Genomic DNA, 14,242 nt, shown 5'->3' on the forward strand with positions numbered 1-14,242 from the left:
AAATCTGTTGACTGCTAATTCTAAACTGTAAAACCATGCATAATGTCCGTGTACAATTCACCGTCCCAAATGTAGAAAAAGTCGTAAACCTTGATGTTCACGTAAATGGCGAGAAACGAAATATGAAATTCAGAGTAGAAACCTTTGAATGGCATGCTGAAAATGGTAGCTCAGAAGACTTAATAACCATATTAAGAGATCGAATCATGAACTATGATGCAGAATGGGAACTTTATCACATCGGTACTCCGTTTGAGGATAAAATTCCGGTAACTTTTCGATTCAAAAGCAAAGCATGATTTCTTTTTTCACAAGAGTGATTGTCTCTTTTTTTGTTGCTTCTACTTCAATTCTGGTAGCCCAACCGGCTTCTAATGAAGGCTCTTTAGAAGAAATTCTCACTCAAGCCGAAACTATCACTTCTCTTCGAAGTGTCCTCGTTCAGCAGAATGGAAAGCTTTTGGGTGAAGATTATTTCCGAAATGCTTCTCCGGATCATCCATATAACATTAAATCGGCTTCCAAAAGTATTATTTCCCTACTTACCGGCATTGCAGCTGACCGGGGCGACCTTTCCATTGATGAAACCTTAAGTGATTATTTTCCGGAATATTTTGAAGCTAACCCGGATTCCGTAAAAGCGAATATCACCATCCGAAATCTCCTGTCTATGCAAGCGGGACTGGAAACTACCAGTTTTTATAATTACGGGCGTTGGGTGATAAGTGATAACTGGGTAAAATTCCAGCTCGACCAGCCCCTTGAAGAAGAACCCGGCGGGAAAATGGTCTACAGTACCGGTACCTCCCATTTACTATCCGTAATTATTACCAAGGCTACCGGAATGAGTACCCGGACTTTCGCAAACCGATATTTATTTGAGCCAATGGACATACAGGTTGGTGGATGGGATCGGGATCCACAAGGATACTATATGGGGGGCAATAATATCGCAATGACTCCAGAAGACCTTCTTAAAATTGGACAAATGCTGTTAAATGGCGGCACTTATGAAGACAACAGAATTGTCTCTCAAAAATGGGTGCGGGATTCTTTCCAAACCTACACACGCAGCAATTTTAATCCTTACGATTATGGATACATGTGGTGGAACCGACCGGTGGGAAATTATAAGGTGTTCTTTGCCTGGGGGTTTGGCGGTCAATATCTCTTTATGATCCCGGAGTTAAATGCAGTAGTAGTTATTACTTCATTCCTGGAGAATGCCACCCAGCGTCGCACTTATAAAGAACCCGTTTTTGAATTACTTGAAGACCAAATTATACCTTACCTGAAAGAGCATCATTCCTGAAAAAATCTTTCAGGAAAAAGTTTGTAACAAATAGCCTGCCCAATACTCTCTTTATCATAAAGTTTTTTAACAGGGTATTACAAATTGTTTGGTTCGTTGGTTTTAAGAGGTATCGCTAATGTTTAAAAATTACATTAAGATTGCGATAAGAAATCTCCTTAAAAATAAGGTGTATTCTCTTATCAATATTTCTGGGTTGGCTATTGGATTAGCTACCTGTTTGTTAATCATTCTCTATGTTGTACATGAATGGAGTTACGATAACTTCCACTCGCAGTCAGAGCGTATTTACCGGGTAGTCCAAACTACAACTTCATCCGAACGAGTAGAAGAGCAGGCATCCACTCCTTTTCGCCTGGGACCGGTTCTGGATGCGGAATTTCCCGAATTGATTGAGAAGTCCGTACGCTTCTTTGATATGCAAGAACCTTCCCACACCTTCCTTAACAGGGAAGACCAAATTTCTTTCCGCGAAAACAATTTCTATTTCGTGGATTCTACTTTTTTTGATGTTTTCTCTGCTGAATTAATACGTGGAAATCCCTCCGAAGCTCTTAAAAATCCTCTTTCTCTGGTTATCAGTGAAGAATTGGCAGAAAAATACTTTGGAGATGAAAACCCGATTGGGCAATCTTTAAGTTATAAAGGCATTCGGGAAATGACCGTTACAGGGGTAATGAAAACCTGGCCTGACGAATCTCATATAGATATTGATTTGGTTGCATCTTTTACCAGCTTAAATGAAATCTATGCAAGAAGCCCCAACTATGATCAGAGCTGGTTTTGGAATCCTGTTTGGACATACATTTTGCTAAATGAGTCTGCAAACCCCCAACAACTCGAATCACAGTTGAATACCATAGCCGATAACTATTACTATGCTTATACCGGATGGCCAACTGATGAAACCCTATCATTAAACCTGCAACCCATTACTGATATTCATCTATATTCTGATCGAGATCAGGAAATGAACCCCAACAGTTCTTATTTATATATCTATATATTAATTGCAGTAGCCGGTTTTATAGTCATAATAGCCTGTATCAATTTTATGAACCTTTCAACGGCACGTTCATTGGAACGAAGCCGGGAAGTCGGACTCCGGAAAGTGATGGGAGGATATCGCCAACAACTTTTCTACCAATTTATAGGAGAATCCTTTTTCGTTTCATTCATTGCCATTCTATTCGGATACCTTTTGGTGCATATCGGCCTTCCCTTTTTTAATGAACTCACAGGGAAAGAACTGGAGTTTAGCTTGTTCCAAAACATGTACACTATCCCTTTACTTTTACTGTTGACACTATTTGTCGCTTTCCTCTCAGGTTCCTATCCGGCTATATTTTTATCCTCCTTTAAACCAACTGAAGTATTAAAAGGAAAAATTTCTAACAGCAATACCGGAACTCTTTTCCGTAAAGGCTTGGTTACTTTTCAATTTACTCTCTCCGTTATCTTGCTGATTGGTACTGCAGTTATTTTTATGCAGCTCAAATTTATACAAGAGAAGGATCTGGGTTTCGATAAAAACAATGTGCTTTTACTGCCTACCAAACAAAACCTGATTTCCTGGGAATTTGATACTTTCATAGAACAGGGATTAACTCATGCTCAAATTCAATCCATTACCGGGCTCGGAAAAATCCCGGGATCCGAAAAACAAGAATATTATCGTTATGTGCCAGCCGGTACAGGCGAGGGTGAAGATGCCTCAAACTTAGTGCTGCATGTCACACACAATTTCATTGAAACTTTTGATTTACAGGTTTTATCCGGCCGGAATTTTTCAAAAGACTTTCCCAGTGATCCCCAGCAAAGCCTGCTTATTAACAGGGAAATGCTCAATCAGCTTGAAGCGGATAGTCCCGAAGAAGCCCTGGGTGAGATATTTTACTATTTCCCACCACAAGGTGAACGGCAGACATTCACGGTTATCGGGGTAGTTGAAAACTTTAACTACTCTTCTCTGAAAAAAGAAATAGAGCCGCTGGTCATTAAATTAGTGGAGGGAACCAATGCCATTCTCAGGTCTGTGGAGCATACCGCTATTGAAATCGCGCCCGGCAACCCTACACCCGCTATAGAACATCTGGAAAGTATTTGGAAGGAACTCAATCCCATAGATCCTTTTGAGTATCGCTTTTTAGATGAACGCCTTAATGAAATATATGAAGCTGAACTCACTATGAGTTCCCTGGCTTCTGCCTTTTCAATTTTATGTATCATCATTGCCTGCCTGGGACTTTTGGGATTAGCTTCCTATTCAGCGCAGCTCAAGAAAAAAGAAATCGGGATCAGGAAAAGCCTCGGGGCCTCCATGGGCAACATTATTTCCCTGTTATCAAAAGAGTTTTTGTTGCTGGTTGGTATTGCCAATCTCATTGCATGGCCCCTCACTTATTATGCGGCTGCTCGCTGGCTCGAAAATTTCCCTTATCGCTTTGATTTAGCGTCAAACCTACCCGGCATCTTTTTAGGAGCTGCAGCTGTAATTTTAATCATAGCTCTGGCTACGGTCAGTTACCATTCTATAAAAGCCGCAATGATTAACCCCGTTGAGGCAATTCGCAATGAATAACTCTTTCTTAAAAATTAAACCGCTTTTTCTTTAAAAATTCACATCCTTTGCTTACACTCATGGAACCTTTCAAAACAGGCATTCATTGAGTTAGTATGAAATGGATAACACACCTTTTATTAGTTTTCGTGTGGACGCTGGGTTCAACCTACCCGGCTTCGGCAGAAACCGTTCAGCCTGATACTACTGTGGAAACCTTCGTCACAGTAATTACTATTAAAGGAACCATTGGCCCTACCACCACCAATTATATTTCGCGCGGCCTTGAAAATGCTATTGCCGACAATTCCCAAGCCCTGATTATAGAAATGGATACCCCGGGCGGTTTATTAACTTCAACTCAGGATATCGTTCAATTAATGCTGGCTTCCGAAATACCGATTGTTGTTTATGTAACACCTTCGGGCGGTAATGCAGGAAGCGCCGGCACCTTTATCACTCTTGCAGCCCATATTGCTGTAATGGCGCCGACTACCACTATCGGGGCAGCTTCACCGGTTTCGATGGGCGGCGGGCAACAGGATACGGTGATGCAAAAAAAGATTTTTAACTATTCTGAAAGTTTTATTGAAAGTATCGCAAAGGAACGGGATCGCAATGCCGAATGGGCCAAATCGGCTGTACGGGATGGCGAAGCCATCACAGAAACGGAAGCCCTTGAACTCAATGTAATCGACTTGATTGCCGGTGATTTAAATGAACTTTTGACCCAAATTGACGGCAAAGAAGTTGAAGGAAAAACGCTGCAAACGGCTCAAGCTACGATTAAACAACTGGATGAAAATTTTGCTGAAAAATTCTTCAGCTTCATCATGCGCCCTGAGATTATGCTCATTTTAACTATGGTGGCTATTTACGGCATTGTAGGGGAAGTTACCAATCCCGGGGCTATCGTTCCGGGGGTTGCAGGAGTAATTGCCCTGATTTTATTACTTTATGGCTCGGCAGCCATGCCAATAAATGTTGCAGGCTTTATTTTAATTGGGTTGGCTATTGTACTTTTTGTAACTGAAGCATTTACACCAACTTTTGGAATTCTCATGACCGGAGGTGCTGTTTCATTCTTTTTAGGAGCTTTAATGCTATTCCAGGATTTCCCTCAGGAAATGCAGTTAGACTGGTACTGGTTGGTTCCGGCCACTATCTTAATGGTAATCTTCTTTGGGTGGATTGCCACTTCAGGAATTAAAGCTCAGTTTACCGGCCACCGAACCGGACTGGAATCAATGATTGGTAAAAAAGCCAAAGTCATTGACAAAGTGACTGAAACCGGAGGGCGCGTGCTTATTGCCGGCGAATATTGGAATGCCGTTACTGAAGCAGAAGAAATTAAATCTAACGAATGGTGCGAGATCGTCCGCTTTGAAGGACTGACCGTAACCGTTAAACCGTACACACCAAAAAAGGAGATTGACCATGGAGTCAACTGAGATTTTTTCCGGATACATTACATGGGTAATAACGCTGGTTGTATTTTTTGTACTGCTGGCACCCCAGGTATTTAAAATCCTGCGTGAATATGAACGAGCTGTTGTATTCAGGCTTGGTAAATTTCAAAGCGTTAAAGGCCCCGGCTTGATCGTGCTTATTCCATTCATTGATAGGGTGGAAAGAGTTGACCTTCGAGTACTGACTATCAATGTTGACAAACAGGAAGTTATTACCAAAGATAACGTGACCGTCAATGTGGATGCCATCACTTTTTTCCGCGTTGTAGATGCTGAAGCCGCTGTCATACAGGTTGAACGATACATTCATGCTACCTCTATGCTGGCTCAAACTACTTTGCGAAGCATTGTCGGACAGGTTGAATTAGATGAGTTACTTGCTAATCGCGAAAAAGTAAATAAAAATATACAGGAAATTATTGACCGCCAGACTGACCCATGGGGAATAAAAGTTGTTTCAGTGGAAGTTCGCGATGTGGTGCTGCCTGAGAATATGAAAAGAGCCATGGCCCGTCAGGCTGAGACCGAGCGTGACCGTAGAGCTAAAGTCATTAATGCTGAAGGTGAATTCCAAGCTGCAGAGCGACTGGTAGATGCAGCCAAGATGATCGAAACAGCACCGGCCGCGTTACAGCTTCGCTTCCTGCAAACCATGAATGAGATCAGTGAAGAGAATGCCACCTTTGCCTTCTTGCCGCTGCCGATGGATTTTCTCGAAGCCTTCAAAACCATGGCTGAAAGAGGTAAGTCGAAAGACTAATAACCTGTAATACTTCAAATTTTATACTTAACCGGCTTCGGTGCTCTGCATCGAAGCCTTTTTTATATGAACTTCCTATCCCAATAATACCCCTTTAGTTTTTGATATTCTTTTCATCTCCCATCCTAACATTTCTTAAATTTAGCCCTCTCAATCATATCAATTCAATAAATTTGAATATTCATGGGGCGCACTAAATCAGTTTTTCTCGTTTTCTCGATGTTTATTTTTTCTTCGGGATCATTGTTTGGATTCCAGAATCAACCACAACCCCGGGATGCCAATCTGCTGGCCAATCCCCAGCGAACTGTACACACTTTTCTCCATTGGCAGCAATCCGGGCATCAAAATCCGGATTATGTTATCAAAACCATGAAGCTTTCGGATGGAAGTGAACAGGAGAAAAAAGAACTAGCCAGCCAATTGTTAAAGATTTTAGACGCTCGCGGTTTACTGATTGACTACGACCAAATCCCTTCTAATCCAAATTATGCTGACAGCCTTTCCGGACTTCAGCAGTATATTTTATTTCAATCCCTGCCGGAAGTCTACCTTACCAAAACGGCTCAAGACGAATGGGTATTTTCGGAAGCCACCATCGAGCATATTCCCGAACTATATCAGGCTACATTCTCAGGATGGGTTACTTTTATCGTGGATAATCTGCCGGAATGGACACATCAGGAATGGCTGGGCAATAAAATCTGGCAGTACATCGGCATTTTTCTTTGGCTGCTGACCGGACTCATCTTGATGAAAATATTTACTTTTTTTCTGGACAACTACGTTCGAAAGGTTGCCCAAAAAACGAAAATCACCTGGGACGATGACCTCATTGACAGTGTTGAAAAACCATCCGGCTATATCTTCCTGGTTGCCTTTTACTTTCTCACCTACTCCAATCTTCAGTTTTCGGTGAGCATCAGCCATTTTCTGTCGGTTACTTTAGAAATTGTCTTGTCCTTTACCGTGGTTTGGCTGTTTTACAACCTCGCGGATGTCTTCTCCAAATACCTCGGCGTGCTCACCTCCAAAACCGAAACCAAGCTTGACGACCAGTTGATCCCGCTTATCCGTAAAACCCTGCGCTTTTTTGTGGTTGTGATGGGCATTATAGCTATCCTGCAAAACAACGGCTACAATGTGGCCTCCCTCATAGCCGGACTGGGGATCGGGGGATTGGCTGTAGCCCTTGCTGCCCGCGAAACATTAGCTAATTTCTTTGGCTCCATCACCATTTTTCTGGATCGTCCGTTTAAAATAGGCGACTGGATCAAGACCGGCGAGGTTGAGGGCACCGTGGAAGAAGTCGGTTTTCGTTCAACCCGTATTCGAACTTTTTATAATTCGCTCGTCAGTGTTCCCAATTCCAATATCGCCAACACGGATATCGACAATCTTGGATTGAGACAATACCGCCGGCTTAAAACAGAATTGAATCTCACATATTCAACCACGCCTGAACAGATGGAAGCTTTCGTGGAAGGCATCAAGGCCATTGTGAAAGCCAACAAGCATTTTCGGCAAGACATGTATGAGGTGCATTTTAATGCTTTTGGAGCCCATTCATTAGATGTACTCGTCTATGTATTTTTTGATGTCCCCGACTGGAGCACAGAACTGCAACAGCGCCACAACTTCTTCCTGGAAGTTCTGAGATTAGCCAAAGATGTAGGTGTTGAGTTTGCCTTCCCAACCCAAACCCTACACATGGATAGTTTCTATAAAGATGAACCCCGTAAGGTTGGAGAAGAACGAAGCGAAGAAGAATTAGCCGCGGCCGTTCATGAATTTGGTCCTGATGGGAAAAAGGGAAAACCGGACGGCATTCGAATTTTCAAAGATGGAGAAGAAGTGGATTTTGGGGCAAATAAGTGACCAAATTTCCGTCAGAACTCACACTTTCGGGTTGAAAGTAAGTAATCAACAGCTTTCTTGAGCTTATCCTCTGAGATGGGTTTTCTAAGAAATTTAGTATTCTCAATCTTCTTTGCTTTTTCCAGGTGAACCATATCTGAATTCCCGGTTATAAAAACAATGGGGGTTTTAGAAAATTTTCTGATTTCTTCAGCCGCCTGGATTCCATCCATTTCGCCTTCCAGCATAATGTCCATAATTACAATATCCGGCGCATATTTTTGCACCAATTCCACCGCTTTCTCACCGCTACTGATTTCACCTACCGTTTTAAAAACCATTTCCTTAACGTAATTCTCATACAGAAGAGAAAGAATCAGGTTGTCTTCAACAATGATTGCTTTTTTTGAAATATTCATTTTTTAACCCGCTGCCAACGTAATTCGCTGCCGGAATGTAATATTTCAAAATCAAAAAGCCTATTTTTGGGCTATAGGCAATAGATGAATAAAAAATACGGCACAAAAAAAGCCGTCTCAATGAGACGGCTTTTCATTTCCAATTACTTCTATCAGTAGATGCTACTCTTTTTCAGCTTTTTCTTGTTCTTCTTTCCCAAAAGCTTCGAATACCATTTTCAGATCGGTAGCTACTTCATCCTTTGTACGGCCTTCAATGCGATGGCGGGGAATCATAGCTTTGATTTCTCCATCCACAAAATACGCAAATGCCGGTGAGGAAGGTGGATATTCGCTGAAATATGCACGTGCATGGGCCGTGGCTTCTTTATCCTGTCCGGCAAATACCGTAACCATATGATCTGGTTTAACTTCAGACTGCTCCAAAGCAATTCCAAGTCCCGGACGGGCATTTCCTGCCGCGCATCCACATACCGAGTTGATTGCCAAAAGCATCGTACCTTTGTACTCTTTCATGGCACGATCTACATCGTCTGTAGTTTTTAATTCTTCCACTCCGAATTGCGTCAGTTCTTCTCTCATCCAAGACGTGTCAGGTCCCATTCCAAATCCAAATTGCATAATAGTCTCTTTTAATTCTTGAAATTAATTACTCTTAAAATAAGAAATATTTCATTCAAAATAAGTCATGAGTAGAATGATCATACTCAAATATAAAAATGACGGTGAACAAAGAGCCCACCGTCATAAGTCGTTCGTCAATCGTCAGCTTTACTTGGCTGCTTTATAATTTTTAGCAACCTGATCCCAATTCACAACATTCCAAAAAGAAGAAATGTAATCGGGACGACGGTTTTGATAATTCAGATAGTAAGCATGCTCCCAAACATCCAGTCCGAGAATAGGAGTATATCCTTCCATCAGCGGACTATCCTGATTTGGAGTGGAATGAACTACTAAATTGCCCCTTCCATCCACAGAAAGCCACGCCCAGCCTGAACCAAACCGGCTGCCGGCTGTATTTGAAAATTCTTCTTTAAACTTATCAAAACTGCCGAATGTTTTTTTAATGGCATCTGCAAGTTCGCCATCAGGATTACCTCCACCGTTTGGTGACAAAATAGTCCAAAATAGCTTGTGGTTGGCATATCCGCCGCCGTTGTTAATCACAGCCTGTTTTTTATCTGCGGGCACTTCATCAATTCTGCGAAGGACTTCTTCGATATCCAACTCAGCAAATTCATGCCCTTCTAATGCTGCGTTTACTTTGTTCGTATATCCTTGATGATGCTTAGTATGATGGATCTCCATCGTTCGGGCATCTATATGCGGTTCAAGTGCGTCATAATCATAAGGTAAATCGGGAAGTGAATAAGCCATTTTTTGTCTCCAAATTAGGTTTAAGTTTATTGACGCTTAAAGATTGTGCGCCTTTCATTTATCGTTCTTAAACATAAGCATTACAGGGCTAAAATTCGTTCCGGCAATCCATCTAAAGAATCTATCCTTTAGATTTGTTTATACTATCAGTGAATGTACCTCTGAATTACTCTTAAAATTGAAGTATCTTTGTAGGCACACTCTCACTCAATTTATTTATGAAGTACGATTACGACGTTATCATTATTGGAAGCGGCCCGGCCGGGTTTTCCTGCGCAATGCAGAGTTCTAAATTCGACAAAAAAGCATTGGTTGTTGAAGCCAATGAAGAATCTTTCGGGGGGACCTGGATTAACTCAGGAACCATTCCCAGTAAATCCCTCAGGGAAACCGCACGCATCATTCAGCGTTTCCAGAATCAATTCCAGGATTTGGCCCAGGAAAAAGCTTATCAACATCATCAAATGGATGATTTGTTGAGGTACAAAAATCAAATTCTAAAAAGTAAGAATTCCAAAGTGGAAGCCGATTTCAACAAAAATGAAATTGATACTGTACGTGGCTTCGGAGTTCTCAAAGACAAGAATACCGTTGAGGTAACAAGGTCTGACGGCACCAAAAAAACCTATACCGGAGAATTTATCTTCATATCCCCGGGAAGCAAACCTGTTCAGCCCAAAGGCTTCAATCTCGATCACGACAAGATACTGGATTATACCTCTGTTCTTAATCTGACTCATATCCCCCGTCGCCTGTTGGTGATTGGAAGCGGTGTTCAGGCACTCGAATATGCGACCACATTTTCAAATTTAGGCAGCCGTGTTTCTATCTTAAATGAAGAAGAAGAGTTTTTACCATTTTTGGACAATGAGATCTCAGAACAGCTTTCCGAAGTGCTGCAAAAACAAAAAATTGAAGTTTTTTCAAATGCTGAAAATATTGAGATTCGATCCAATGCCTTGCGGAATACTACGGAAGTTAAATACGAAATCAGAAATGATAATGAAGGCCAGCGAGCTCGTGTCATAGAAACCGAACACGTGTTATACCTTGGGGGCAAGGTTCCAAACTCTTCCGGAATTGGTCTTGACAAAATTGGAGTTGAACAGGATGAAAGCGGTTATATTGTTGTTACAGATGATTATCAAAGCAATATTGAAAACATTTTTGCCGGCGGTGATGTAATTGGATATCCGGCCCTGGCTTCGGCTTCTTTTTCAGAAGGACGAATTGCCTCTTGCCGCATGTTCGGTATAGAAGCCCTGGAAGTACCGCCTGAAATTCCCTTCGCCATTTATTCTATCCCTGAAATTTCAAGTATTGGGCTGACTGAGAAGGAAGCAAGAGCCAAAAATTTAGACATCACCGTCGGACGTGCCTATTACAAAAATATTACACAAGGTGACATCAGCAACCAACAGCATGGCTTGCTGAAACTGGTTTTTGATACTAAATCACTCAAATTATTGGGCATCCACATATTAGGGGAACGTGCCAGTGATCTGATTCACCTCGGGCAGGCAGTCATGTCGTTAGGAGGCGATGTTCGCTATTTCATCAATCACGTACTTAATTATCCCACCTACAGTGAAGCTTACCGGATTGCCGCATTCAACGGTATGAACCGGGTGTATAAAGCAGGGGTGAAATACAAGAAACTCCTTAAAAATAAAGAGTAGAATTGAACATCGAACAAGAAACACTCAACACCAAACATTGAAGTAATGTAGAATGGCCGCTTTACTTCTCCCTTCGATGTTCCTTGTTCAATGTTGGATGTTCTAAACGTAGTGTACGGCTTTCCGCATGCCTTCAGAATCGTATTCAAATTCTTCCGGCAGGGTTTTGATACCCTCTTCCTCAGATATTTTGGCACAATAAGCCAGCACCATCGCATCTACGATATCGTCTTCTTCTACCTCGTTGCGACGAAATTCTTCCTTAATATCACGGAAGAAATCATCCGCTGCCGTTTCTCTGTTTTTGATGAGCTCTAAACGATGTTTGATTCCCTTTTTAAGATTCTTTTTCTGGTAAATCATACCGCCGTTTAGTTTTTGAAAAAGCAATTCGGGGTGGCTTTCCAATACTTTGTCTTTTAAGTTTTCATCTGCACGAAGCAGTTCATCTACCATTTGTATTTTAGGAGTAATGTTCCAGGCCTGTAGCGTCAGCTTTTTATCGGTGTACTCATGGCTGATCATATTCGCTTCTACATAAGAAGGGGCCATCAAAGCAGGGCGGATGGGTGGACTGAATACACTGGAAGCATATTCTCCGCCTAATTTTTTACGCAGCAGTTCATCCGCTTCGCGAGTATATTCTTCATCTTCCAGGCCAATGGGCATGTCAATGAATATAAGGTCATAACTTTCAAATGCTGTTTTCAGTGCTTCTTTGTCTCTCAGAATTTCGTACTTCTCTTCCCCTTCATGGAAAGAGATCAAAATCCATCCTGCTTTACATCCGTCAATTCCCGCTGTCTTCACTTTAACTGATCCTTAATATTTTTCTTTATGGAAATATGCAGTTCATCGAGTTGATGCTCATCCACCTTATCCGGCGAATTATCCATCAGGCTCTGTGCCTTTTGATTTTTAGGAAAGGCAATAACATCGCGAAGGCTTTTTGCGCCGGTCAATAACATCACAGCCCGGTCAATACCAAAAGCGATACCGCCATGAGGGGGAGCCCCAAATTTAAAAGCGTCCAGTAAGAACCCAAACTTCTCGCGGGCCTCTTTATCGCCAATTCCCAACAATTCAAACACCTTACTCTGCACTTTTTGATTATGGATTCTAATCGATCCGCCGCCTAATTCATTCCCGTTCAGCACTAAATCGTAAGCCCGTGCTTTTATTGCGCCAGGATCAGAATCCAGCAGCTCCATATCCTCAGCTTTCGGAGAAGTAAATGGATGATGCATGGCATGATAACGACGGGTTTCTTCATTCCATTCCAGCAGTGGGAATTCCGTTACCCACAAGAAATTAAATTTCGACTCATCAATCAGGTCAAACTCCTTACCCATCATCAACCGCAGTTGTCCAAGTTGTTTTAGCACGTCCGGTTTGGGACCGGCAAGAATTAACACAAGGTCGCCTTTACCGGCCCCTGATTTCTCTACCATCTGCTCTACAATCTCATCCGTCAAAAATTTAGCCACGCTGCAAAGCGGACCGTCTTCCTGCATCTTGATATAGATTAACCCGCCGGCTCCTGTTTCTTCTTTCACTCGATCAGTCAGGCGATCAATGGCGCCACGGCCCATGTCACCTTGTCCCGGAACCGTAATGCCAACTACCCCGCCGCCGGCTTTAACCGTTCCGGAGAACACTTTAAACTCAGCTTCTTTCACGATCTCAGAAAAATCAGCGAATTCCAATCCAAAACGAGTGTCCGGTTTGTCGGATCCATAGGTATTCATAGCCTCTTCGTAAGTCATCCGGGGAAAAGGCGTTTCCACCTCATATCCTATCGTTTCTTTGAATACTTTTTTCATTAATGCTTCGTGAGTGGCATAAATATCTTCCTCATCTACAAAACTCATCTCCACATCTATCTGGGTAAACTCCGGTTGGCGATCGGCCCGCAGATCTTCATCCCTGAAACATTTTACAATCTGAAAATACCGATCAAAACCTGAAACCATCAGCAGCTGTTTATAGGTCTGTGGACTTTGAGGCAATGCAAAAAACTTCCCGGCATTGACCCGGCTAGGAACCAGGTAATCACGAGCACCTTCAGGAGTGCTGCGCATAAGTACGGGCGTTTCCACCTCGGCAAAATCCAGGTTGTGGTAAAAAGAACGCACGGATTGATAGAATTTGGATCGCAGCATCAGCTTGTCCTGTACTTCAGGCCGTCGCAGATCCAGGTAGCGATATTTCAGGCGAACTTCTTCATTGGTTGGAATACCGTCTTTGATCTCGAAAGGAGGTGTTTCCGCTTCTGAATAAATTACCAGGTCAGTAGCCTCAATCTCAACTTCACCGGTTGGCATTTTCGGGTTGATATTTTCTTTCCCTCGAGTAATCACTTTACCCTTAACCCCGATTACATATTCTGAGCGGAGCTGTTCTGCTTTCTCATGTAACTGGTCATCTTTCTCCTTAAAAACAACCTGGGTTATGCCATATCGATCTCTAAGGTCTATAAATATTACACCGCCGAGGTCACGCCGTGGGCCTACCCAACCATTTAAAATTACTTCTTCGCCAATATTTTCTGCGGTAAGTTCTCCGCAAGTGTGTGTTCTTTTAAGGGTCATTCTTTTCGATGAATCGTAGAGTGAAAACTTTTGGTGATTAAGGCGCTGAAAATACACATAATGTAAACGAATCGCTTACTTCAATGTGATATGAACTCATTTTTTTGAGCGACGGAGCTTTTACTTCTGCCTCGGGCATCGGATTTGATAAAAATTTAAGCAGATAACAGAGCCTTTGGCACCAACACTTCTCACCATCAATGCGGGAACAACCG

At 42.3% G+C, this 14,242-nt stretch carries 12 protein-coding genes; 7 read left to right on the plus strand and 5 right to left on the minus strand.

Annotated elements, in window-relative coordinates; translation table 11 throughout:
- The first annotated feature begins 35 nt into the window (after positions 1-35).
- The 6 genes from HUJ22_RS09310 (at position 36) to HUJ22_RS09335 (ending at position 7,979) form a co-directional block, all read left to right on the plus strand.
- The gene (locus tag HUJ22_RS09310; RefSeq protein ID WP_290876525.1) at positions 36-299 is read left to right on the plus strand and encodes a hypothetical protein; all 264 of its coding nucleotides are present in this window, start codon (positions 36-38) and stop codon (positions 297-299) included.
- Positions 296-1,312 carry a serine hydrolase gene (locus HUJ22_RS09315; RefSeq protein ID WP_290876527.1) on the plus strand — a complete coding sequence of 339 codons (1,017 nt, stop codon included), beginning with the start codon at positions 296-298 and terminating at the stop codon, positions 1,310-1,312. Before HUJ22_RS09310 ends, HUJ22_RS09315 begins: the two co-directional genes overlap by 4 nt.
- A 118-nt stretch (positions 1,313-1,430) precedes the next feature.
- Positions 1,431-3,893, plus strand: a complete 2,463-nt coding sequence (locus HUJ22_RS09320) for an ABC transporter permease (protein WP_290876529.1) — start codon at positions 1,431-1,433, stop codon at positions 3,891-3,893.
- A gap of 95 nt (positions 3,894-3,988) precedes the next feature.
- Positions 3,989-5,323 carry a nodulation protein NfeD gene (locus HUJ22_RS09325; RefSeq protein ID WP_290876531.1) on the plus strand — a complete coding sequence of 445 codons (1,335 nt, stop codon included), beginning with the start codon at positions 3,989-3,991 and terminating at the stop codon, positions 5,321-5,323.
- Entirely contained in the window at positions 5,310-6,101 is a 792-nt protein-coding gene (locus tag HUJ22_RS09330; RefSeq protein ID WP_290876533.1) for a slipin family protein, read from the plus strand. The genes HUJ22_RS09325 and HUJ22_RS09330 overlap by 14 nt, the downstream gene beginning before the upstream one ends.
- A gap of 219 nt (positions 6,102-6,320) precedes the next feature.
- Positions 6,321-7,979: a mechanosensitive ion channel family protein gene (locus tag HUJ22_RS09335; protein WP_290876535.1), complete on the plus strand. Its 1,659-nt coding sequence runs from the start codon at positions 6,321-6,323 to the stop codon at positions 7,977-7,979.
- Positions 7,980-7,990: 11 nt separating this feature from the next.
- Here HUJ22_RS09335 and HUJ22_RS09340 read toward each other — a convergent pair whose 3' ends face one another.
- The 3 genes from HUJ22_RS09340 to HUJ22_RS09350 form a co-directional block, all read right to left on the minus strand.
- Positions 7,991-8,377 (minus strand): response regulator, encoded by a 387-nt coding sequence (locus tag HUJ22_RS09340; RefSeq protein ID WP_290876537.1) that lies wholly within the window; start codon positions 8,375-8,377, stop codon positions 7,991-7,993.
- A 162-nt stretch (positions 8,378-8,539) separates the two neighbouring features.
- Entirely contained in the window at positions 8,540-8,998 is a 459-nt protein-coding gene (locus HUJ22_RS09345) for a BrxA/BrxB family bacilliredoxin (RefSeq protein ID WP_290876539.1), read from the minus strand.
- 150 nt (positions 8,999-9,148) lie between these two features.
- The gene (locus tag HUJ22_RS09350) at positions 9,149-9,757 is read right to left on the minus strand and encodes a superoxide dismutase (RefSeq protein WP_290876541.1); all 609 of its coding nucleotides are present in this window, start codon (positions 9,755-9,757) and stop codon (positions 9,149-9,151) included.
- 218 nt (positions 9,758-9,975) lie between these two features.
- Here HUJ22_RS09350 and sthA point away from each other — a divergent pair, with 218 nt between their 5' ends.
- Complete coding sequence (gene sthA / locus HUJ22_RS09355) at positions 9,976-11,436, plus strand: Si-specific NAD(P)(+) transhydrogenase (protein WP_290876543.1); 1,461 nt, start codon at positions 9,976-9,978, stop codon at positions 11,434-11,436.
- A gap of 102 nt (positions 11,437-11,538) precedes the next feature.
- Here sthA and HUJ22_RS09360 read toward each other — a convergent pair whose 3' ends face one another.
- Positions 11,539-12,246, minus strand: a complete 708-nt coding sequence (locus HUJ22_RS09360; RefSeq protein WP_290876545.1) for a DUF429 domain-containing protein — start codon at positions 12,244-12,246, stop codon at positions 11,539-11,541.
- Positions 12,243-14,027 (minus strand): aspartate--tRNA ligase, encoded by a 1,785-nt coding sequence (gene aspS / locus HUJ22_RS09365; protein WP_290876547.1) that lies wholly within the window; start codon positions 14,025-14,027, stop codon positions 12,243-12,245. The genes HUJ22_RS09360 and aspS overlap by 4 nt, the downstream gene beginning before the upstream one ends.
- Positions 14,028-14,242 lie beyond the last annotated feature (215 nt).

The sequence above is a fragment of the Gracilimonas sp. genome, assembly GCF_014762685.1.
GTDB lineage: Bacteria > Bacteroidota > Rhodothermia > Balneolales > Balneolaceae > Gracilimonas.